Genomic DNA, 21914 nt, shown 5'->3' with positions numbered 1-21914 from the left:
GCCCTCCCCGAAACCGGGAAGGGCCTTTCGATTAACGCCGAGGGTTAGCCCAGGTTAACGCCAAAGTTCGATGCCAACGGTGCCAGACCGCCTGCAAAGCCTTGACCGATTGCCTTGAACTTCCACTCTTCGCCGTTGCGATACAGTTCGCCGAACACCATCGCGGTCTCGGTCGAAGCGTCTTCGCTCAGGTCAAAGCGCGCCAGTTCTTTGTTATCCGTTTTATTCACAACGCGGATGTAAGCATTCGACACTTGGCCGAAGCTTTGTTTACGGCCTTCAGCGTCGTGAATGGTCACAGCGAACGCCAGTTTTTTAGCGTCTTGCCCCAGACCTGCCAAGTTGACATTGATCTGCTCGTCATCGCCTTCGCCAGCGCCCGAACGGTTATCGCCTTGGTGCACAACGTGACCGTCCGGAGACGTCTTGTTGTTGTAGAACACAAAGCTGCCATCGTTCAGCACTTTGCCATTCTCACCCACGATAAATACCGAGGCGTCCAGGTCGAATTCCTGGCCGTCAGTCACGCGAGGATCCCAGCCCAGACCGACAATAACGTCGGTCAGGCCCGGCGCTTCTTTGGTCAGGGAGACGTTACCGCCTTTGCTCAGACTTACTGCCATGTTCGTAAACCCTTATATAAAAAGATGAATGGGTACGGATTAAAACTTCAGACCGAAGCTTTCAGCCAATGGCTTGAGACCACCGTTGAAGCCTTGGCCTACAGCGCGGAATTTCCACTCGGAGCCGTTGCGATACAGCTCGGCAAAAATCATCGCGGTTTCAGTGCTCGCGTCTTCTGCAAGGTCATAACGAACAACTTCGTTGTTGTTGTCCTGGTTGACCAGACGGATAAATGCGTTACGCACCTGACCGAAGTTCTGACGGCGGGCGTCAGCTTCATGGATGGTCACGGTGATGGCGATTTTGTCGACATCAGCAGGCACTTTGGACAGGTCGATCTTGATCGCCTCGTCATCGCCGTCGCCTTCACCGGTACGGTTGTCGCCGGTGTGCTCAACCGAACCGTCGGTGCTTTTGAGCTGGTTGTAGAAAATGAAGTCGGAGTCTGCGCGAACTTTACCGTCAGCCTTGAGCAGGAAAGCGCTCGCATCCAGGTCAAAGTCCTGACCGTCGGTGGAACGGGCATCCCAGCCCAGACCCACAAGTACTTTAGTCATCCCTGGAGCTTCTTTGGTCAGGGACAGGTTGCCGCCTTTGGAAAGGGAAAGTGCCATGTGTAGTTCTCCTAAGTCCTTAGTAATCTGCGATCAAGCATTCGTGTCGTTTTTAGCAGGTTCTTCATCTTTACCAGGAAAGATGATGCTGGCCACGATACCTATGGCCAATACCACCAGCACGATTATCAGACTGGTGTTTGGATCAATTTCATAACCGTGGCCAAACAGGTGATCGGTTGCGTTCAGGGCCAGCTTGCCGGCGATAAAGAACAACAGCGCGATGACCGATTTTTCCAGGTGAACCAGGTAGCGCTTCAGGGCTTCAAGCACAAAGTACATGGTCCGCAAGCCCAAAATGGCGAACATCATGGCCGAGTAAACGATCAGAGGTTCACGGCTGACTGCAATCACGGCCGGTACGGAGTCGAAGGCGAACAGAATGTCCGAAACCTCGACCACCACCACACACAAAAACAGCGGGGTCGCGAACAACGCACCCTTGCCTACAAGGGTCATTCCCTTGTTCTGAGGCTTGGTGATCTCTTTTTCAAGCTCTGTGCGTGAAACAAAGAAATTATGACCATGCAGCTTTGGCCATACCGGGAACAGCTTCTTCGCGAAACGGTAGGCAATGTGCTGCGAATAGTCCTCTTCTTCGTCTTCTTCCTTACTGCGCAGCATCATCACTGCGGTCCAGGCCACGACTACCGCAAACAGCACTTCGACCCAAGGGCCAAACGCCAACAGGCCAGTACCGATGGCAACAAAGATCAAGCGGAAGACGATGGCGCCGATGATGCCCCAGTACAGCACGCGGTGACGCAGCGAATCGGGAATCTTGAACCAGGCGAAAATCGCCATAAATACGAACAAGTTGTCGACGCTGAGCACTTTTTCCAGTGCATAACCCGTAACGAACAGGCTCGCCACGCTTGGGCCGTGGGCGTAATACAGGTAACCCGCAAACGCGAGCGAGATCAGTACCCAAAAGATCGACCAGATGGCCGCATTGGCCAAAGTGACCGGTTTATCGCTTTTGTGGGTGAACAGGTCGATTGCCAAGGCAATCACCGCCAGCGCCACAAATACAGCGATGGTCATTGGCGGAAAGCCAATTGCCGTATTTACCGTGTTTTCCATGATGTCCTCAGAGATCAAAATCGCCAGGGTTCAGCCCCAGCTCATTACAGATGGTGCGGCAAGCAGCCCGCTCACTTTCATCAAAGTTGCCGTCAGCGCTACCGATTGCGCAGCAAACACGCACCAGCAGACGCGCCGCATCTTCTTTTTTACGTAGCTGACCGATCGACTTCAGAGCTTCTGCACGACCGATCTGCTGATCAAACTCAAATTTCTCACAGACGGCATTGAAGGACTTGATAACGTCTTTGACGTCAAAGGCTTTCAACTCATTCGAGTTTTGAATAAACCCGACCATCTTCTGTTTTTCTTCGCTGCTGATAGAGCCGTCAGCCGCAGCCACCAGTGCGCAGCCGCTGACCACCGCTTCCATGAACTCGCGATTCTTGAACTTGCTGACTTCCGTCGAAAGCTTGTCGCGGGCAGCCGTTGCATTGGTTTTCAGCCATTCGAGCATTGGGTTCACCTTGTCAGAAATTGCGGGATCGGCGCCTGCCTCGGCAGGCGGCCACTTACAAAACGCTCATTTGGAGCCCGCTGACCAGCGCATGCCCCAGTTGTAGGCTTTGTCCATATCGGAATGGCCCTTGAAGAATTCGACCTTGCGGTTGACCTTCACGCTGCCGCCGATATTTTCGAGCAGGGCAATAGCGCACATGCCCTTGGTGCCACCCTCTTCGCTCAGACGCACCTCAATCGGAGGCTCACCCGGGATGTACAAGGTGATCACACCATCAGTGGCCTGCCAGTTCGGTGCACCTTCGTAGATGAACGCGTACACCAGCACGCGGCGCATCTTGCGCCACTCCTTACCATTGATACGTAACCACTCGCCGTCGCTGACTGAGCCCGTGCGGTCATCGCCCATCAACTGGATAAACGGCTCGTCACGGAAATCGCCAAAGGCATTGCCCAAGGCTTGAACAGCGCCTTTACGGCCGTTTTCCATCTCGTAGAGACAGCCGACGTCCAGGTCGATACCGCCAGACTTACCGCGCAACGAAGCGAAGAAGCCACCACCGCCGCTTGGCGATGTACGGTTCCAGTTAAGGTTGATTTTGATCTCGCCAAAATCGCCGTCTTTTTTGTCGAGGCTGATGGTAGGCCGCTGTTTGTCGAGGGTAATTTTCGACAGGTTGATCTTGGGTGCAGGCGCCGCAGGTGGCGGTGTAGGCACGGGCGCTGGCGCTGGCGCCGCGGCGGGTGCTGGTGCTGGTGCTGGTGCGGCGATCTCAACACCAAAGTGCTGGGCCAAAGGTGCCAGACCACCCGCGAAGCCTTGTGCCACGCAGCGGAACTTCCAGGCACCCTGACGGCGGTAGAACTCGCCCAGAATCAGCGCGGTTTCTTGCATGCCATCTGTCGGAATCGGCGCTTCAATGCCACCGGTCACCGACACGTTCAGTTGCGGGAAGGCGGCGAACTTGGCTTTATTTTCGTAAATGGTCGCGGTCAGTGCGACTTTATCGATGGCCGGGTCAAGGGCGTCCAGATTGACGCTGAACACGCTGCGACCAGCGGCCGACTCTGCCAGCTTGACCGCGCCATTGTTGACGCTTTGCTGACCAAAGAAACACATGTCGTTATCGCCACGTACCTTGCCCGACTCATTGAGCAAAAACGCCGAGACGTCCAGGTCAGCGCCTGGCACGGGCGTGTAGCTGATGGTGACGCTCAGAGTGCCTGAGGTGACGGCCGTGTTGGCGCCAGGGGTCAGAGTGGTCATGCACGCACCGCCTGGGCAGCTTCGCTGCTCAAGTCCTGGGCGGTACGGCCGTTGGCAACGGTGCCCACTGCGGTCAGGTCCCAGCCTGCCGATGTGCGGCTCAGGTAGGCCATGACCACGCCAGTATGACGACCTTTATCAGACAGGTTGAAACGTGCCAGCTCTTTGCCCGTCAGCTCATCAACAATTCGGCAGTAGGCATTTTCTACTGCTTCAAAATTTTGCCCGGTGAACGAGTTGACGGTAAACACCAGATGCTTGACCCCGGCCGGCAATTGCTCAAGGTTGACCAGGATCGACTCATCGTCACCATCACCCTCGCCCGTGCGGTTGTCGCCGGAGTGAACGATGGAACCGTCGCTGGATTTGAGCTGGCGGAACCAGACCAGATCCACGGGTTGTTTGCTGCTGTCTAGCAAGATGCAGGAAGCGTCCAGGTCAATGGCAGTGTCACTGTTCAGCAACTTGGCAAAGAAGCCGCTCGGCTTGACCGGGTCCCAGCCCAGGCCCATGCGGATTTTTTTGAGGCCGGTGCCGGCTTCTTTCTCAAGGGAAATGGTTTGGTTCTTGGACAGCGAAATGGCCATGTAGCGTCTCCTTGTCTGCACTGATGCACATTTAGGGTGTTGCTGATTATTGACGTGCTTTGCTTACGCCTTGCTTACAGTTCTTCACGCAAGCACACGTCAAGTGGCCGCTTGCGACGCCACAGCGCGTGAAATTCGCGCCAATGTGGCTCTTGAGCGGCGCCCAGCATTTGTTCATCGCCCCGGGTATCACCCCAGGCGCGCAACGTGTATTGGTCCAAAGGCCCGTATTGCGCCTCTAAACGGATGACTTTTTGTTCGCAACGACAGTTAGTGCCATCGATCTCTCCGGTCAGTACACCGTCGACCGAAGCCAGACGGGTACCAATGAGGCCGATACCCAATTTTTTGGCAAAGGGGGCAAGCACCAACTCAGGCGACGCCGAGCAAATAGTGACAATAGCGCCCTGCTCCAGCTGGTTGGCGACAGATGTTAAGCCCAAAGGGCGCATGAGGCGCTGCCACGAAACGTCACAAAATGCTTCCGCACGCTCTTTTACCCACGCTTCCTTCGTACCGGTAAGGTAAACCGTGATCAACTTTTCCTTCAGATCATTACGCGATATCCGCCCCAGCAAGTAGGACAGGGTCGCAGGAATCATCCGAAGCAAGCGCATGGCGAACAATCGATTGCCGTACGCAAAGCGCAAAAAGGGCACGAACGAATCATGATATGTCAAAGTGCCATCAAAATCGAAAGCAGCTAAAACCTTTTTGCCATTACTCGATGTTTTCAAAACGTTATTCACCCCACTACTTCAGCCAGTCGCAGGCTGCCTCCAAAAATATCCGCTGAGCTGCATTCAGGACGAACTCCCTGCCAATGCGCTCGCTCAATCGTCTTTTGCGCCCAGGTGTAATGGGTCGCGGGTTCGCACATGGCGTCATTGAACTTGAACACCGCCGGTGCGGCCTCACTCACAATGTGGCGGGCGCTGGTGAGGTCTTCAAGGCTGACTTGCAGCGCGTTGTGAATAATGGCTATTTGTGACGGGTGAATCGCTGTTTTGCCCACTAGCCCGTGGGCCAGATCCAGCGCCAGCTCATGCTCCAGCAATTGCGGTGCATTGAGTTGTTCAAATACCGGCGCCGTCAGGGCAAAGCCCGCCGAGCCCATAATTCCGCAGAGCATCGGTATGACATAACTCATGGGCGTACTGTAGAGCGTCATCGCGGGGTTACGGCGCAAGCCCAGACAGCCCATCAAGTCGTTGCCGCCGATGCGCAGAGCAATGATCCGCTCGGGCAACAGTTCGAGCATGGCGCCGCGCAGCTCAACCATGGCGCTGGGGTCATAAACCTCAGGCGTTTCCAAGGTAGGCATCAGCATCAATTCGTCGCGTGTTACAGCCTGTTGCCACTGGTGGATATTGCTCAACCGCAGTTTGGGCACCACAAACCCATCGACATAACGCATCAACGACCAGTCGTTGAGCACCGCGGCCATGGCTGCATCGCGCGGCCGCACGAAGACCATCGGGCTGCCCGGCGGCCGACCGCCACGCGCATCAATACCCAATAACAGGTTTTTCAGGTTATTGAGTGCTTGCTGCACATCGGTTTCGGCCACGGCGTCTTCAAGGCAGACCACCAGCGAACGCAAGCCATGAATCTTTTCGCCCATGACCACGTCAAGAATGTCGGGACGAGTAGCCGGCATATAAAGCGTGGCGCCCAAGGCATAGGCTGAATGCTTGATCATCAGCGTACACTCCTGATTACTGTCACTGCGCGATAAGGCCCCAACTCATCGCCGACTTCTTCGACCTCGATATTCGCCTGCCGGGTTAGGTGTAGCAGCAATTGCACATCCTGGTCGTCACGATTGCGCACCAGCACATGGTCTGGCACCCGACGCATCACGGCGCGGGTCGCTTCGGCGATGCCCGGTTTAACCCGGTTGGGGTTGGTCACGCCAAAGCGAGTAGAGATACGTTGGACAGCCGCCACCGCCGAGTGTTGCAACGCTGCGGCCTGCTCAGTCGTCCAGGGCTGGGCCGATGCCAGCGGGGCCAATTGCGCCCGCTCGGTTTCAATGCTGTGAATAAAAGGCCGGGTCACGTCATGTTCAGCCAGATGGCCATAGACCACACAGCCATGCAGGCCAGGCTCTTGTGGCCAGATTGAACGCGACACAAGGCCCGAAACCGTAGCCCCCAGAATACCGGAGGGAATCAGCCAGTCCTCGGCCGAAGCCGCAAGCCAGGCACGCCCACACGGATCGGCCAGCACCACCAGTCGAGGATCAACCGGAAAACGCGAATCGCCAGCCAGGCTCTCGCGAATCTGCCCGCTGATCGCACCTTTACCCGTCCAGCCATCGACAAAGACGATGTTGTCGGCGCCGTGGGTCTTGATAATCGCTTCGAGTGCGACGTTATCGATGCCTCGGTCGCGAATGATGCTGATGCCGTAATGCCGCGCATCACGCCCCAACCCGACCAGCGCCCGACGCAACAGCACGCCCAGCGGCAAACCGGCACGCACAAACGACACCAGCGCAATAGAAGCGCCTGTGTAGCGCTCGTTCAACGCCTGAGCCAGCGACTGCACATCAGCAGCCATTCGTGCACCGTTCTGCGCCAGCGCTAACTGATACAAACGCTTATGGGTGTCGGAGGGCGCATCTTCCTGGCTGATCATTTCAGAGTAGTGGCGCTGCTGAGTCTGGATCAGGCGCTCTTTTTCCTGCACGTCGGTGACTTCGATTTCCATGGCACGCAGCAAAAAGTGCACGTCATCGGCGTCGTAGCTGCCACTGCCAACGGTGTGCAGCCCTGCAAAAGCATTACTCATCGATAACACTCGACATTACGTGACTGGCTAACTGCCCACGTTTGGGCGTGCCCCACCAGTCGCATTCGGTCATAAAGCCAAGGTCCGACACGCTATCGCCGAAGCCCAGTATCGGGCGTTTACCGTTGATCGCCTGATCGCGGCGGATCCACTCACGCACCGCCACCTGCTTTTGCAAAGCATTTGGCAAGAAGGCCAGGTTGTTGCCGTTGCCATGCACATACAGCCCGTCGAGCAACCCACGCGCCTTGACCTCATTCATAACGAGCAACAGGGCTTCATCGGTTTCGTTGTTGTGCTTGGTCACCACGTAATTGGCCAGCCCTTGTTCTTCTACGACCCAGCCGCGCAGGGAGAAGCCCAGCTCGGTGCCAATCGCCAGGGTCAACTCGCTTAATTGATGCAGGCGGCTTTGCTCCAGGGCCAATTCATCTGCCATGCGCGCATGCCACGGCGCGTCGAGCGCGCCCTGTGCATCGAGCATGACGCCACCGTGGGCGCAAATAGCCCCGTGGACAAACGGCAACTGCACGCGTTGATAGGCCTCAACGCTGCGGGCCGTTACCGGAACCACATCGGCGGTGGCCAGCAGCCACTCGACAAAGCTTTTTTGGGTCGCGCTCATAAAGCCGTTGGGCTGACCGTCGACATCCAGCGTGGCCGTGAAACGCGGCTCATCACCCATCTTGCGGGCAGTCTGAAACAGGGTGTCGTCAAGATCGACAAACACCAGCGGGCGATTAATGACCATCGACGATTACCTGCGCATTCAAGGCGTTGAGCAGCGCCGGATCAACTGCAGCCGCCGGGGTTTCGCTGCAAATCAGCACCCGGTCAAACTGGCCGGGGGCCACGTTATAAAGGAAGTTGGGGATACCCAGACCGTAGTTGTCAGAAAACGACAAGGCATGGTCGATGGCGTGCCCCAGCGCAATCGGCGAGCGACTGGTGGAGCTGAAATGCACATCAGCGCCAGCCTGTTCCAGACGTTCGGCCAGCAGAAACGGCGGCCAGACAAACTCACTGGTGCCAATCACCAACACGCGCTCACCTGGCTGAATCTGCAAGCCCGGCGCCAGCGTATCGGCGTGTTCACGCACGCCCATGCGCCCCCAGTCCCGGCTCGAGTCCAGCGGCCAGTCGCCTGGGGCCACGCTGCCCACTTCGGGCATGTCCGGCAGTTCAGCGGCTGGGTCTTCGGTGAACGTGTAGCAACCGTCGAGCAAGGAAATACTGGTGACGTGCTCACCCATCGCATGGCGCACGGCACCCTGGGACCAGTCGGTCAGCGTCGCAGTGACGATCCGTTCAATCGAGTTCAACCCGGCCTCGGCCAATGCCTTGGTCAGATTGATAAAGGTATTGCCCGTGGAGGCTTCGTCATCCACCAGCACAAGCGATCGGGCGTTTAGCATCAGCTCGCGAGTGACCGTGTCTTGCGGCAGGTGCAATAGATGGGAACTGGCGTGACTATGCTCCTCTTCAAAACGGGCAAACAATTCTGTGCCCGTCGGGTGGCGGCTGCTGCACAGGTACACGCAGTCCTGGCGGGTCTGGCTGAGCGCACGATGCACTCCGGCGCCAAGCCCTACTGCAGTTTCAGCCATGCCGATGACCAGCACCGGGCCGGGCAGGTCGGCGGGAATCTTGGCGGCCAGCGCATTAAAGCTTTCAGCCATCAGCGACGGGCGAGCCGGTATATGACGGCCCAGCACGCGGGAAACGAATAAAAAAGCGCGCTTGGGGTTTCGGCGCTCGGCAAAACTGAACAATGCCTGTGGATCAAAAGTCGATGCATTGACCTCAACCTCCAGGCGACCGCGCTTAAGGTTTGCATGCAAAACCTTGGTTTGGGTCTTGGAATTACCGCTGCTCATCAATGTTTACTACCTGAACATACTTAAAATGGGGGGGACGATTAGTGAGACGGTGGTTTAAGACAAGGAAAAAATGGTTACTGGAGATGGCTGGCGTCAATCCGCCACAATCCGGACTGCGCCGCTCGCACCAATTCGGGCGTGCTCAATGAGCGCTCGCTGCGCCCACGCTGGGCTGGCACTCGGGCCGCCTCAAGAAACGCCAGCAGCAGCGCCGATTTGACGGCAAAATTCATGTTCTGCGCATCCGCCATGGTCGAGGTCACCAGACCGCTGACCAGACCTTGCGGATCAAACACCGGACTGCCGCTGGAACCAGGCTGAATCGGCGCGGTGAACTGCATCAGGCTGGCGTCATCGCGCAGGCCAAACAGGCCGGAGACCACGCCTTGGGAGACTTGTACGCCACCGCCCGCAAGCCCGGCCAGCGGGAACCCCAGCGTGACGACACTTTCGCCCAGCTCACAGCCCATACCCTCGCGAAACGTCACCGGACTCAAGGGCGGCGCGCCAATTATGCGCAACAAGGCGAGATCGTTCTTGCGATCGACCACTACCGGTTCCGCTTTGTATCGACCCTCAAACGAGGTGATCGACACGTGATCGAGGCCTTCAATCACATGGGCGCAGGTCAAAATATGCTGAGCGCTGACGGCAAAGCCTGTGCCCGTGGAGCCTTGACGCGCAGCCTTGTCGTCTGACGCCTCAGAGCCTGTTCGCAGGGGATGACGATCATCCAGAGTCAGCCCCATGCGTCGGGCAAACGCGCTCAACCCGTAGGCTGAAGCTTCAGCCAGTGCGCGGATTTTCCATTGATCGTTGCGCCGGTACACCTCGGCAATGACCATAGCGCCATCGCCGTATTCCTCCAGTGCCAGCCCGTGTTCGATCTGTTCGCCGACCTTGAGCTGGAAAGCGCCGAGCTCCCGCAAAGGTCCCAGAGCGCCAAACACATAGAGCACCAGCAATACCCGTTCGCAGTGTGCCGGCAATTGCTCCAGCGCAAGGCTGAAACGGGCCAGGCCGAGCGTGTCATGCCACACCACCCAAGGTTGCGGGGCATGCATTAACGCGGGTTCTGCAACGGGTTGGCGCTTGTCATCAACGGCCAGCAACGCCAAGCCCGCGTACTCGCCTAATGCCCCGGCTCGAGAGCAGGTGAGGCTCATTTCACAGCGCAAAGACTCAAGGGCCGCATTGGCGCCCGGCATCAATATCATCGCTTGTGACTCCCCTGTGCCCGCGACAAACAAGAGCCGATCACCTTAACAGTTCTTCTCCGCGAACCGAAACGACGGTGGTGATGGCTTTGACCTGGACATTCTCGCGCCAGACGCTGGCAGGTACAGGCAAGCCCAGGCGACGCGCAGCAAAGATACCCGGCAGGTTGACCCCTGCTTCACGGGTGTAACCAATGCCGCCGGAAAAGCGCAGATTGATCTCCAGCAAATGGGGCTGGCCGCTCGCGTCATCGCGGGTCTGCACGTTGATGATGCCATCGCACTTGAAGTGCCGTGCCGCCTTGATCGCCAGCTCCACCGCGGCACCGTCGCGTTCGAATGACTGCATCACCCCTTGCTTGCGCCGTCCCACATACGCCACTGCCTCGCCCGCCTCACACACCATGTCCACCGAACACTCGGTACCGGGCATATAAGGCATCACCAATAACGGCTTGGCTCTAACAGACTGGCCGTACGCCTGGGCAAATACAGTGACGTTCACTTCATGGGCATCTGCGTTGGCAAAGCTGCGGAACGGATCAACGTCCTCTGCCAAACGCCAAAAGCCCTGCCCGTAAATCCCGCGCGTCGGTTTTACACACACCTGACCATCACGGGACAGTTGGGCATAGGCATCCAGCAACTCAGCCTCAGTACGCACGGTCATCGCCGGAATGCACGCAAGCCCGGCGGCCAGCGCTTCGCGGGTGAACACCGACTTGTCATCGACTCGTTCAAAGGTGTCCAGATCCAGCGCGCCCGTCACCAGTTGCAGGCCCGCAGCCTCGAATTCGCTACGGTGGGCTTCATACACCTGCCCCACCCGACCGGCTAACACCACCTTGATTTGCTGCGCTCGCGCTTGCTCGATCACCCAGGCAATGCGCGCTTGATTATCCAGCGGCTCGCGCCAGGCGATGTCTGCAAGGCCAGTGATTTCAGGGCGATTTTGTCGGTGAGAAGCGAAGATCCGAACCGATTCGGGCAATGCCGCACGGGCACCGGCAATCACATCGCGTTGGCTGGATTGCCCTTCAAGAAACCAGATCATGAACATCCTTTGCGACAGAGAGTGAAGACGTACGTTAAGCGCGGCAGTCTAGCGGATGGCGCGGGTAGACGCTCTCAGACATTGTGCTCAGGGGCTTATGTAACGAAACATGAAAACTTTGTACTAAATAGTTCATAATGTGCGGCATCATGTCGCGCCCTCCGTAGAGCGGGCCTATTACGTAAAGGAGCACCCTTCGATGTTTTTCTCTTCCCGCGCCCTGCTGACCTCCGGCGTGTGCAGCGGTTTATCGCTTCTGGCCCTGATGCCTTGTTATGCACTGGCCGACAGCGCCGATGACCTGATGCACCGCTCAACCCTGACGGGCGACTGGGGCGGCGAACGCCAAAAGCTGGCCGATAAAGGCATCAAGCTGACGGGTGACTACAACTCCGAGACGTTTTCCAACCTGCATGGCGGAATCAAACACGGCACTCGTTACTCACAACAAGTGCGTATTGGGGCCCAGTTTGACCTGAGCAAACTGCTCGACACTCCCAACGCAGGCCGGGTGCAAATCACCCTCAACGACCGTCGCGGCCACAGTGCGTCCGAAGACTTGGTAGGCAATCGCCTGCCGGTGCAGGAAAACTACGGCGGCATGTACACCCGGTTGTCCGAGTTCAGTTACGAGAACACTCTGTTTTCACCCGCACTGAACGCCAAGGTCGGTTTTTTGCCGATGGGCAATGACTTTGGCGGCATGCCCTTGCTGACCAATTTTGTGAACGCTGGCTTTTGCGCGCACCCGTTGACCATGTCCAACGGCAGCGGCTGGACCAACTACCCGACCGGGCATTGGGGCGGCGAATTGCGTTACACCGTCAGCCCGCAACTGACCCTGCAAACGGCGTTGTTCCAAGTGAACCCGGAGTACAACAGCCGCTCCTCCGAAGCCTTCACCATGACCACCAAAGGCACCACGGGCGCGATCATGCCGTTGGAGGCGATCTTTAATAACAACGCCTACCTTAATGGCCAATACAAAGTGGGCTGGTACTACGACACGTCCAACACCACCAAAATTGGCAGCAGCGAGAAGGCCAACAATCGCACCGGTGCCTACGTGCTGATTGATCAGGCTATTTGGCGGGATAAGCAAGACCCGGACAGCGTGCTGCGCGCCTTCGGTCAGGCGGCCACCAGCAATGCCGCGACCTCGGCCATGCGCCGTTGGTACTCGGTGGGTCTGGTCAAACAAAAACCGTTTGCCAGCCGTCCGCACGACAGCATCGCCTTTGCCTATGGCCGAGCGGTGTTCAACTCACGTTCACGTGACGTACAGGAAGCGGCAGCCTCTACGCCGGAGCAAGCCGACATGATCGCCAGCCTCGACAGCGGCGAACAGTTGCTCGAACTCAACTACGGTGCGCAAGTCACCCCGTGGCTGCTCGTGCGCCCGGACGTGCAATACATCATCGAACCGGGCGCGTTCTACGGCAAAAGCCGGGGCAATGCGTTGGTCGCAGGTGTACAGATCAAAGCGACGTTCTAACCGGCGACCTCGCTCATACCGAAACCCTTTAATCACGCGCACCTTAACTCTCAAGGACGTGCAGGTTGACCTGCGCGCCCTTTGCGGGCTCCGGGATTTGTGCGATGCCCAACGCATCAACCCGACGCTGGCCTTTCTGCCCATTGATGGTGGCGTAATAGCGCCGACTGGGCAGCACCTCCTCGGTAAAGCGGGTAATGATGCGCATGTGCTTCATTACTTCTTTAACCTGAGAGGGCGGTGACGCCATCATCTCCATGACCCGCTGCTGCTTGAACGCTTCTTTGAACGGCGAATAGTCGAAATAATAGGCTTCAGGTTTGATCAACAACCATTCACCGTCTCTGACCTTATTCAGCACCTGATCGTCGAAATTAAGCGCCAGAAAACTGCGCAAATGCGCCAGCCCATCCAATGCGATCCTGCCGTCCAAATGCTGCTTGACCACACCAACGGCTTCTTCTGCGCTGTAAGCGTGCTTCAACTCAGTGGGTAAGGGGAATCGAGCGCTGATCAACTTCATCAGTGGCCCTCGTTTTGCCAAAAGTCATAGCCCGAGGTCCCTGCGATTTCATGCCGCCAGGTAATGGTCTGATAGGCAAACTGCACCGTTTCCAGTTGCGTGAATTGCGCGGTCTCCATGCTCTGACAATGAGGCAAAGCAATATCGACGCCGACAATCACGGCGTCGCCCAACTCCATGGTGTAGAAATGCTCCAGCCCCGCACTGCCCGCAGGCCGATACCATTCCACACGGCAGGTGGTGAGCATTTCAGCATTGCACAAGGCAATATTGATCAGAGGCGACGACTTATCGATCACCTTGGTGATGATCAATGGCTTATGTATGCGCTGACTGGCTTTAGCGCCGCCGGGGACTGTAATGCCGTGGGTCAGCGCCTGAATCATGATCTGATCCTCGCGGCCCATTTGCCAGGCGGTGCCGACGGACTCCTTGCCCAGTGCGCCAGCACTGATCAAGCCTTGGGATTTACCAACGAGGGTTAAAAAGGCGGGAGTTGGCATGGTATAGCTCCTATATAGGTGTGATGTATCAAGAGATGGTAGTTATTGGTTTTCAATGAGCACCCACAGCGAGCCAGATAAAACGTGAATTGATTTTCCATCGTAGCTGCCCACTCACCCCCCTCTTAGCCGCACTATTCGATATGTTCAGGAAGCCAGGGTTTATCAAGATCCAGCATGATCATGTATCGCTCTTGGCAGGGGTTTCTATTATCTTTAAATCGATTCAAACCCAGCAAAACTTGATAACGACTGCCCGCCTGCCAATAAGTAACACCCACCTTGTTTTTGTCTCGAAAAAGGGCACGCCATTGGGGTGTATCTGCGAAGGGAGGCGCACTAATCCGTCTCATTGCCACCCAACCTTTTGCACACCATTGATCTTGCAAGTCCAGCACCACCTTCAAGGCGTCATCCAGCAGCAAGGGTTCGACTTGCGGAGACATGCGAATATTGTCTACTTTCCCTTTGTTAAAGGTGATCGCGAAAAACCGAGCTGGCGGTGTGACGAATCCATATTGCGGATCAATAAAGTTTAATCGGGCATCTGATTTAGGCACACGAAATCCAATATTGTTAGGAATCGCCGGCCCGATTTTTGCACTTGAGCGGTGACGCATATTTTCCCATTGCTCCCCATACACTAGAGCAATTTCAGGATCTGCTGCGAACGACTGGAATACCCAACGAATAACTATCAACACTGATATCACAATGAGTATAAAAACAAATTTTTGGCGCCTACCGGCAACCTGAACTCGCAAATTCATTGAACGCGGTTTCGCTCTTTTGGGTCTGCGATCAAAACACCCCCGGGGGCGACAATCTCCTCGGCTTCGCGCTGGTAAATACGCCACAGACAATCACAGGTCAGGATCGGAACACGCTTCACCATCATCTCGACGCCATAGAGCTCCATCATCTCGCTTTTGCATTCATCCAGAGGCTTGGTGTTTTCGTTGAGGTTCTGGGAGTCACTTGGATGGTCTTTAAAGCACTGAGTCATGGGCAGGCTCCGACGGGAATGTCGCGACCCTACCAGCCCCTCTCCCCTCTGGATCATCACCGGGAAAATCAGGAGGAGTCCTACATTTAAAGGTCTTAAATCCCTCAGGTAAAACGCACCCAATGCCCATCAGGAACATGAAAGAAACCGCTGCCCATTTTCACGTTCTGTACAGGATTGCCCTTCTATACTCTCGGCCCTGCACATCCCCCAATGCCCGTTGGTAGACCCATGCGCCTGACTCGTCCCGCTCTGCTGTTATTGCTGCTTACCGGTTTGTTGTTGTTTTTCGCCCTTGGCAATCACCACTTGCAGGGCTCTACCGAGTCACGGGTGGCGGGGATTGCCATGCAGATGCAGGTGAGCGGAGATTGGGTCACGCCTTCGCTGCTCAATGAGCCCTTTCTGGAAAAACCACCCCTAAGCCTGTGGCTGGACGCAACGGCCATTGATCTGTTCGGCGGCGAGTTGTGGGCCGTGCGGCTGGTATCGGCGTTAGCCGGGTTGTCGTGTGTGATGTTGCTGTACGCCATGCTGCGCAGAATGGGCCGCCCTGTGGCGTTGGCCTGGACCGCCGCGGCGATGCTGGCAACCATGGCCAGCTTTTGGGATAACGCGCGGCAAGTCGGTGAGGATGCGCTACTCACATTGGGCGTTACGCTCGCCTTGTTGGCGTTTTATCAAGCCAGCCGCCACGCGCGGCTGCACCTTGGCAGCTGGTTGATGTTTGCCGCGGGGATCGCCATCGCAACCTTGAGCAAAGGGGTACTGGGACTGGCGTTGCCGGGGGTGGTGATTTTCGTCTACCTGCTGTGCCAAAGCCTTATCGACAAGCGACTGGTGCTGCGCAATTGGTTGCGACCTGCGCTGTTTACCCTGCTGGGGTTGATCCCGCTGCTGATCTGGTTGTGCGTTCTGTATCAACGCGGGGGGCTGCACGCCGTTGGTGAGGTGTTATGGACCAATAGCGTGGGACGTTTCAGCGGGTCATTTGTGGAGGCAGGTCATTATGAGCCGTTTTATTACTACTTAAGAAAACTGCCCGAATCCTTCTTGCCGTGGAACCTGTTGACCTACCTGGGGCTTTGGCATTTCCGTAAACACCTGCGTAACAACCCCTACTTGCTGTTTTTCTGCGTGTGGCTGGTGGCGCAATTTGTGCTGCTCAATATCGCGTCCAGCAAACGTATCGTGTACCTGATGGCGCTGACGCCGGCAGCAGCCGTCATCGCTGCGGAATATGCGGGCGTTGTACTGGCGTGGCTGCGCGCTCACAGCCCGCGCTCGGCTGTCGCCAAATTCCTCAGTGACTATCATCGCCCTCTCGCGGTGGCGGTACTGCTCGGGGTGGTGGCGACTTATCTCGGTGCGGCGCTGTGGGCACCCCGCGCTGACCGGGCCGAATCGTTCCAGCCGGTGGCCGCCCAGGTCATCCGTTTGCAAACCGAGGGCAAGCACGTTGCCTTGCTCAGACCCGACGAGCGTTTGGGCGCCGTGGTGTTTTATAGCCAGCAGTTGCAACACACGCTGGATTCAACAGCTCAATTGCAGGCTTTTCTGGCCGCGTCGCCCGACAATATTGCGGTGGTCGAAGATCCGGTAATACCGGGCCTGCCTGTGACGGTCGTGGATAAGGTCAGCGTCGGGCGGCATCACTTTTACTTTGTCAGCCTGGCCACACTTGATCCCGGACAATAGAACATCAGTTGCCGTGGCCGATCGCGTTCGATTGGCTACGCTCCCTGTGCTGGGTACTTTCCAGCCAAGGAGCCGACATGACCATCACCATCACCAGCAGCACGTTGAGCGACTATGACGCTCATCTGGCCGTCAATACGGCGACCGCCTTTTTACGCCAGTCTGATCTTGCCCACTATCTGATTGATCAACTTGAGCAGCAACGGGTAACGCTCACCCTGGACGTCAGCAGCGACCCGGAGCTGGCCAATAAAGATGCCTCGAACAAGGGCGAGATGGTATGGAGCCTGCACACCCGAGCGCTGCCAAACCCACCGTTGCCCGAAGCGACTCAGTTGATTAACCGTGCCCCGGCCGAGCAGCGGCCTTATATCACTAGCCTTTGGGTGTTGATGCATTTACTGGCAACGGCGTGTGAGCAACTCAACAGCCACCTCAACTTTCGCGATGCGGATGCCACATGGCCCTGGCTTGATGAGCAAACGCTCAGCGCCAGCGATATTGAACGGGTCGTGGCGCGTGAACTCAGCGAGCAACCACTGCCGCAAGATAACAACTGGGACCGCCTGCTAAACGGTGCTTAGAACTGCGAAGCCTCGATTGCATAGGGGCTCGGCGTGCCGGCGAGGGGGATGACCTTTGACCAATGTTCGGGCTCGATGTACCCCAACATCTGCGGCCCCCCTTGCGCGCCATCGGCGTTGATAAACAATGCAGTCGCATAACCGAACGATGTGTTCGTGGCGGCGTGCAGGTCGGACACCAAGGCATCCATGCATTCGCTGTGGGTGATCAGGACCAGATTGCGCCCCGCCACTTTGTGCTTGAGCGCATCGTGCAATATCGAACCCCGACAATCGAATAGCCAGTCTTGCGCGGCAACAGGCCGGGTAAACATGGCATTGGCGGTCTGCCGGGTCCGGGTCATTTGACTGCTGTAAATGTCGACCTTGTTGAGGCCCAGTTGTTTGAAGTCTGCGCCCACGATTTGTGCCGTGTGTACTGCTCGCTCGGTAATGCCGTCCAACGGGCCCAGACACGGTTTCGATGAACGGTCGCAGCGCTCGGCATGGCGCACCAAGGCGATCACATCGCCTTTTGCCCAACTCTGGGCCAGGTCCAGCGCTCGGGTTGCATTAACCGGCTGCGCCAGATTAGGCACCGCGACAGGCGCCAGCAGATGCAAGGTGAGCATCACCGTCAGCACACTGGCAGCGACCACCACCAATGTATTTCTATGGCGGATCAGACCGCTGCGCAGCTTGGCGCGCAGAGTCCCGGCCAACTGAAAATTTAGTATCACAAATTGCCCCCCACCTTTAACGCGACGATGCCCCTGACTTAATGCGCAACCTTTGAGCTGCAAAGCCTCACACACCAATGGCGTCTGTTTGCTGAACCGCAGTCTAAAAAAAGGTGGGTCAGTGGGGAGTGAAACGGATGTGAAAAAAAGCTCAAGCGCGAAACGCTCACCCGTGCGCGGATGGCCTTTCATCGCGTTAAAAAATAAAACGTTTCAGCTCTGCGCTCAGCCGCCGATACAAGCCAACACAAGCACTCTGCTGGGCTAAATAACAAAAAACTCCAGCGAATTTCGATCCTGCGCGCACGTTCCTGGAGAACTGTATGAACCGTTGGCTGAACAACATCAGCGTCAATCTAAAACTGGCCCTGGGCTTCGGCCTGGTACTGGGCCTCACCTGCCTGATGGCAATCAGCAACTGGTTCAGTCTGGACAAACTGATTGATCGCAGTAACTGGATGAGCGACATCACACGCCTCAACACCGCGTTCACCAACCTACGGGTGACACGCTTGCAGTACATGCTCACCGATGGCGATGAGACGGCCGCGCAAAAAGTTCAAGACAGTATCAATGCGTTTCAGGACTTGGAAAAACAGCTGATCAGCACGTTCAAGAGCCCGGAAAATCTCAAACTGCTCAACGAGCAGCAAGACATCATTAGCCGCTACGAGGCCGCGCTGGTCGTCATGCGCAAAGCCTATATCGACTCCGCAAGCGCTCGGGCCACCATGGACCGTAACGCGCTGGTCGCACAGGATGCTATCGCCAACCTGCTGGCCCGCGCCCTGCAAGTGCCGGAAGGTGATGAGTCACGTTTCGCCATGTATCAGGCAGTGTCTGAGATGCGCGAACAATTCCTGCTCTCGCGTTATCAGGTCCGCGCTTATATAGCGTCACCCACCAAGGCCACCGAGAAAGCAGCGCGCGACCAGTTGAGCAATACAGTCGCCAGCCTCGGCAAACTGAACACCTGGTTCGCAGCCAGTGCCGCCGACACCCTGCGCACACTGACCCAGACCATGGATCAGTACCAAGCCGCTTTACAGGTGTACGCCGACACCGACAACACCATCATTGCTGTGCGCAAAGACATGACTGACTACGGCACCAACGTGCTGAGCCGCAGTGATGCGCTGTACAACCTTCAGCTGGAACGTCGTGACATCGAAAGTGCACAGGCCAACCGCCTGCAACTGATCACCACCCTGCTGGTCTTGCTGTTCGGTATTGCCGCGGCCGTGATCATCACCCGCCAGATCACTCGCCCGCTGCGTGAAACGCTGGACGTGGTCGAGCGCATTGCCAGTGGCGACCTGAGCCATGACCTGCGCGTGACCCGTCGCGATGAACTGGGGGTGTTGCAACAAGGCATTGCGCGTATGGGCACCACGTTGCGCGATTTGATCGGCGGCATCCGCGATGGCGTGACGCAAATCGCCAGCGCAGCTGAAGAGCTGTCAGCCGTGACGGAACAGACCAGTGCCGGGGTCAACAGCCAGAAGATCGAAACCGATCAAGTGGCCACCGCCATGCATGAAATGACCGCCACCGTGCAAGAAGTCGCGCGTAATGCCGAACAAGCCTCGCAAGCGGCAGCCGGTGCTGACGCCGAAGCCCGTGAAGGTGACAACGTGGTCAATCAGGCGATTGATCAGATTGAGCGCCTGGCGGTAGAAGTCGGCCGTTCGACCGAAGCGATGGCCGTGCTGCAACAGGAAAGCGACAAAATCGGCAGCGTGATGGACGTGATCAAGGCGGTGGCTGAACAGACCAACCTGTTGGCACTCAACGCGGCTATTGAAGCGGCCCGTGCGGGTGAAGCAGGACGCGGTTTTGCGGTGGTGGCTGATGAGGTGCGTGGTTTGGCCCAGCGCACGCAAAAGTCCACTGAGGAGATTCAAACACTGGTAGCCGCCCTGCAAAGCGGCACCCAGCACGTGGCGTCGGTCATGAACAACAGCCGCGTGCTGACTGACAGCAGCGTGACGTTGACCCGTCAGGCGGGAACATCACTGCAAGGTATTACCCGTACCGTGTCGAATATTCAGTCGATGAACCAGCAGATTGCAGCTGCGGCCGAACAACAAAGCGCGGTGGCTGAAGAGATCAGCCGCAGCATCGTCAATGTTCGCGACGTGTCGGAACAAACGGCAGCGGCCAGTGATGAAACGGCCAAGTCCAGTGTTGAACTGGCGCGTCTGGGCAATCAACTGCAAGAGATGGTGAGCCACTTTAAGGTGTGAAGCAGGTGCCACCCTCACCCTAGCCCTCTCCCAGAGGGAGAGGGGACTAAAAGCAGAAGCAGATTTGCGCAACACCACACATCTGCCCCCTCTCCCTTCGGGAGAGGGTTGGGGTGAGGGGCCTTTGCTCAGCGGGCTAAAAACACCCCGGCACGCTGACCATTCGCGCCACCCTGTTGATAACTCAACACACCATTGACCCACACCCCGTCTATTCCTTCAGCCGCCTGTTGCGGTGCGTTGAAGTCCGCCACATCGCGCACCTTTTCAGCATCAAACAACACCAAGTCCGCCCAATGCCCCTCGCGTATCTGCCCTCGCTCGGTAAGACCAAAACGAGTCGCCGACATGCCAGTCATTTTGTGCACCGCCGTGTGCAGCGGGAACAGCCCCACATCCCGGCTGAAATGCCCCAGCACTCGGGGAAACGCGCCCCACAAACGAGGATGCGGGAACGGATCATCAGGCAAACCATCCGAGCCAATCATCGATAACGGATGCGCCAGAATTCTACGCACGTCGCTTTCATCCATCCCGTAATACACCGCACCCGCCGGTTGCAGACGCTGCGCAGCAGCCATCAAGGACACACCCCACTGCGCTGCAATGTCCTGCAAATCCCGCCCGCCCATCTGCGGATGCGGCGTTGACCAGGTAATGGTGATACGAAAGGCATCGGTCACTTGCTTCAGATCCAGCGTCGACGAACTGGCAGCATAGGGATAGCAATCGCAGCCCACGGGATGATCCTTCGCCGCCTGCTCCAAGGCCGCCAGCAAGTGCGGGCTGCGTCCCCAATTCCCGGCTCCCGCGCATTTGAGGTGAGAGATGATCACCGGCACGCGCGCGGTACGACCGATCAAGAAAGCTTCGTCCATTGCTTCCAGCACCGGCTCGAACTCACTGCGCAAATGCGTGGTGTACAGCGCGCCGAACGCGGTCAACTCTTCGGCCAGTTGCAGCACCTCGTCCGTGTCGGCGTTAAACGCACTGGCGTAGGCCAGCCCTGTGGATAAGCCCAGCGCACCCGCTTCCAGGCTTTCTCGCAATTGCAGGCGCATGGCCTGAATTTCTGTAGCCGTGGCGGTGCGCTGCAAGTCATCCATATGATTGCTGCGCAACGCGGTGTGGCCAATCAACGCGGCAACATTGAGCGCCGGTCGGGCCCCTTGCACCGCGGTGCGGTAGTCGGCAAATCGCGGGTACGAAAAGGCGGCCTTGTTACCCAGCAGGTTCATCGGATCAGGCGGCTCATTGCGCAAGGTCACCGGCGACGCGCTGATGCCACAGTTACCCACAATCACCGTCGTCACACCCTGACTGAGCTTGGGCAACATCTGGGGCTGACGAATGACCACGGTGTCATCGTGGGTGTGCACATCGATAAACCCCGGAGCCAGCACCCGCCCCGCCGCATCGATTTCGTGTGTGGCCTGCCTACCGCTCAAGTCGCCAATGCACTCGATACGCCCGCCGCGCAGCGCCACATCAGCGACATAACCCGGCGTATTACTGCCATCAATCACATGGGCATTTCTAATCAACGTGTCGTAGTTCAT

General features: G+C 57.2%; 23 protein-coding genes and 1 pseudogene. 5 read left to right on the top strand and 19 right to left on the bottom strand.

Annotated features, from left to right (window positions below):
- Positions 1–44: 44 nt before the first annotated feature.
- The 13 genes from EQV93_RS16865 to EQV93_RS16805 form a co-directional block, all read right to left on the bottom strand.
- Positions 45–623, bottom strand: a complete 579-nt coding sequence (locus EQV93_RS16865) for a TerD family protein (protein WP_122783763.1) — start codon at positions 621–623, stop codon at positions 45–47.
- 39 nt (positions 624–662) lie between these two features.
- Positions 663–1238: a TerD family protein gene (locus EQV93_RS16860; RefSeq protein ID WP_122783764.1), complete on the bottom strand. Its 576-nt coding sequence runs from the start codon at positions 1236–1238 to the stop codon at positions 663–665.
- 33 nt (positions 1239–1271) lie between these two features.
- The gene (locus EQV93_RS16855; protein WP_146386944.1) at positions 1272–2321 is read right to left on the bottom strand and encodes a TerC/Alx family metal homeostasis membrane protein; all 1050 of its coding nucleotides are present in this window, start codon (positions 2319–2321) and stop codon (positions 1272–1274) included.
- Between the two features lie 7 nt (positions 2322–2328).
- A complete protein-coding gene (locus EQV93_RS16850) occupies positions 2329–2778 on the bottom strand; it encodes a tellurite resistance TerB family protein (protein ID WP_122783766.1) in 450 nt (149 codons plus the stop codon).
- A 66-nt stretch (positions 2779–2844) separates the two neighbouring features.
- A complete protein-coding gene (locus EQV93_RS16845; RefSeq protein ID WP_240891985.1) occupies positions 2845–4047 on the bottom strand; it encodes a TerD family protein in 1203 nt (400 codons plus the stop codon).
- A complete protein-coding gene (locus EQV93_RS16840; RefSeq protein WP_122783768.1) occupies positions 4044–4634 on the bottom strand; it encodes a TerD family protein in 591 nt (196 codons plus the stop codon). The genes EQV93_RS16845 and EQV93_RS16840 overlap by 4 nt, the downstream gene beginning before the upstream one ends.
- 74 nt (positions 4635–4708) lie before the next feature.
- Positions 4709–5383 carry an HAD family hydrolase gene (locus tag EQV93_RS16835; RefSeq protein WP_122783769.1) on the bottom strand — a complete coding sequence of 225 codons (675 nt, stop codon included), beginning with the start codon at positions 5381–5383 and terminating at the stop codon, positions 4709–4711.
- On the bottom strand, positions 5380–6336 hold the full coding sequence (locus EQV93_RS16830) for an HpcH/HpaI aldolase/citrate lyase family protein (RefSeq protein WP_146386938.1): 957 nt from the start codon (positions 6334–6336) through the stop codon (positions 5380–5382). The genes EQV93_RS16835 and EQV93_RS16830 overlap by 4 nt, the downstream gene beginning before the upstream one ends.
- The gene (locus EQV93_RS16825; RefSeq protein ID WP_146426419.1) at positions 6336–7430 is read right to left on the bottom strand and encodes a cysteine protease StiP family protein; all 1095 of its coding nucleotides are present in this window, start codon (positions 7428–7430) and stop codon (positions 6336–6338) included. The genes EQV93_RS16830 and EQV93_RS16825 overlap by 1 nt, the downstream gene beginning before the upstream one ends.
- Positions 7423–8181: a trehalose phosphatase gene (locus tag EQV93_RS16820; RefSeq protein WP_240891983.1), complete on the bottom strand. Its 759-nt coding sequence runs from the start codon at positions 8179–8181 to the stop codon at positions 7423–7425. The genes EQV93_RS16825 and EQV93_RS16820 overlap by 8 nt, the downstream gene beginning before the upstream one ends.
- Complete coding sequence (locus EQV93_RS16815; RefSeq protein ID WP_240891981.1) at positions 8171–9307, bottom strand: phosphoribosyltransferase domain-containing protein; 1137 nt, start codon at positions 9305–9307, stop codon at positions 8171–8173. Before EQV93_RS16815 ends, EQV93_RS16820 begins: the two co-directional genes overlap by 11 nt.
- Before the next feature lie 77 nt (positions 9308–9384).
- Positions 9385–10527, bottom strand: a complete 1143-nt coding sequence (locus EQV93_RS16810; RefSeq protein ID WP_122783774.1) for a trypsin-like peptidase domain-containing protein — start codon at positions 10525–10527, stop codon at positions 9385–9387.
- Between the two features lie 40 nt (positions 10528–10567).
- The gene (locus EQV93_RS16805) at positions 10568–11581 is read right to left on the bottom strand and encodes an ATP-grasp domain-containing protein (RefSeq protein WP_146426422.1); all 1014 of its coding nucleotides are present in this window, start codon (positions 11579–11581) and stop codon (positions 10568–10570) included.
- Positions 11582–11780: 199 nt separating this feature from the next.
- On the opposite strand from EQV93_RS16805, the gene EQV93_RS16800 reads away from it, so the two are divergent.
- Positions 11781–13076 carry a carbohydrate porin gene (locus EQV93_RS16800; protein WP_240891980.1) on the top strand — a complete coding sequence of 432 codons (1296 nt, stop codon included), beginning with the start codon at positions 11781–11783 and terminating at the stop codon, positions 13074–13076.
- 43 nt (positions 13077–13119) lie between these two features.
- Here the strand turns inward: EQV93_RS16800 and EQV93_RS16795 are convergent, their stop codons facing one another.
- The 4 genes from EQV93_RS16795 to EQV93_RS16780 form a co-directional block, all read right to left on the bottom strand.
- Positions 13120–13599, bottom strand: a complete 480-nt coding sequence (locus EQV93_RS16795) for a hypothetical protein (RefSeq protein ID WP_240891979.1) — start codon at positions 13597–13599, stop codon at positions 13120–13122.
- A complete protein-coding gene (locus tag EQV93_RS16790; RefSeq protein WP_146386928.1) occupies positions 13599–14102 on the bottom strand; it encodes an Hcp family type VI secretion system effector in 504 nt (167 codons plus the stop codon). The genes EQV93_RS16795 and EQV93_RS16790 overlap by 1 nt, the downstream gene beginning before the upstream one ends.
- A gap of 134 nt (positions 14103–14236) precedes the next feature.
- The gene (locus EQV93_RS16785; protein ID WP_240891978.1) at positions 14237–14872 is read right to left on the bottom strand and encodes a hypothetical protein; all 636 of its coding nucleotides are present in this window, start codon (positions 14870–14872) and stop codon (positions 14237–14239) included.
- Positions 14869–15108, bottom strand: a complete 240-nt coding sequence (locus tag EQV93_RS16780) for a hypothetical protein (RefSeq protein WP_442968909.1) — start codon at positions 15106–15108, stop codon at positions 14869–14871. Before EQV93_RS16780 ends, EQV93_RS16785 begins: the two co-directional genes overlap by 4 nt.
- Before the next feature lie 231 nt (positions 15109–15339).
- On the opposite strand from EQV93_RS16780, the gene EQV93_RS16775 reads away from it, so the two are divergent.
- Complete coding sequence (locus tag EQV93_RS16775; RefSeq protein WP_240891977.1) at positions 15340–16806, top strand: ArnT family glycosyltransferase; 1467 nt, start codon at positions 15340–15342, stop codon at positions 16804–16806.
- 77 nt (positions 16807–16883) lie between these two features.
- Positions 16884–17390, top strand: coding sequence for a hypothetical protein (locus tag EQV93_RS16770; RefSeq protein WP_240891976.1), 507 nt, complete (start codon positions 16884–16886; stop codon positions 17388–17390).
- Here EQV93_RS16770 and EQV93_RS16765 read toward each other — a convergent pair.
- Positions 17387–18109 (bottom strand): histidine phosphatase family protein, encoded by a 723-nt coding sequence (locus EQV93_RS16765; RefSeq protein ID WP_240891975.1) that lies wholly within the window; start codon positions 18107–18109, stop codon positions 17387–17389. The two genes, EQV93_RS16770 and EQV93_RS16765, sit on opposite strands and share 4 nt — an antisense overlap.
- Positions 18110–18432: 323 nt before the next feature.
- On the opposite strand from EQV93_RS16765, the pseudogene EQV93_RS22555 reads away from it, so the two are divergent.
- Positions 18433–19500: pseudogene (locus EQV93_RS22555) on the top strand (methyl-accepting chemotaxis protein); the annotation flags it as partial.
- Complete coding sequence (locus EQV93_RS22550) at positions 19492–20355, top strand: methyl-accepting chemotaxis protein (protein WP_405591520.1); 864 nt, start codon at positions 19492–19494, stop codon at positions 20353–20355. The pseudogene EQV93_RS22555 and the gene EQV93_RS22550, both read left to right, overlap by 9 nt.
- A gap of 128 nt (positions 20356–20483) precedes the next feature.
- Here EQV93_RS22550 and EQV93_RS16755 read toward each other — a convergent pair whose 3' ends face one another.
- Positions 20484–21914 (bottom strand): N-acyl-D-amino-acid deacylase family protein, encoded by a 1431-nt coding sequence (locus tag EQV93_RS16755; RefSeq protein ID WP_122783786.1) that lies wholly within the window; start codon positions 21912–21914, stop codon positions 20484–20486.

Source organism: Pseudomonas sp. TMW22091 (assembly GCF_022496705.1).
Classification (GTDB): domain Bacteria; phylum Pseudomonadota; class Gammaproteobacteria; order Pseudomonadales; family Pseudomonadaceae; genus Aquipseudomonas; species Aquipseudomonas saxonica.
The sequence above is the reverse complement of the archived record's forward strand: the minus strand, read 5'-3'. Positions and strand labels throughout refer to the sequence as shown.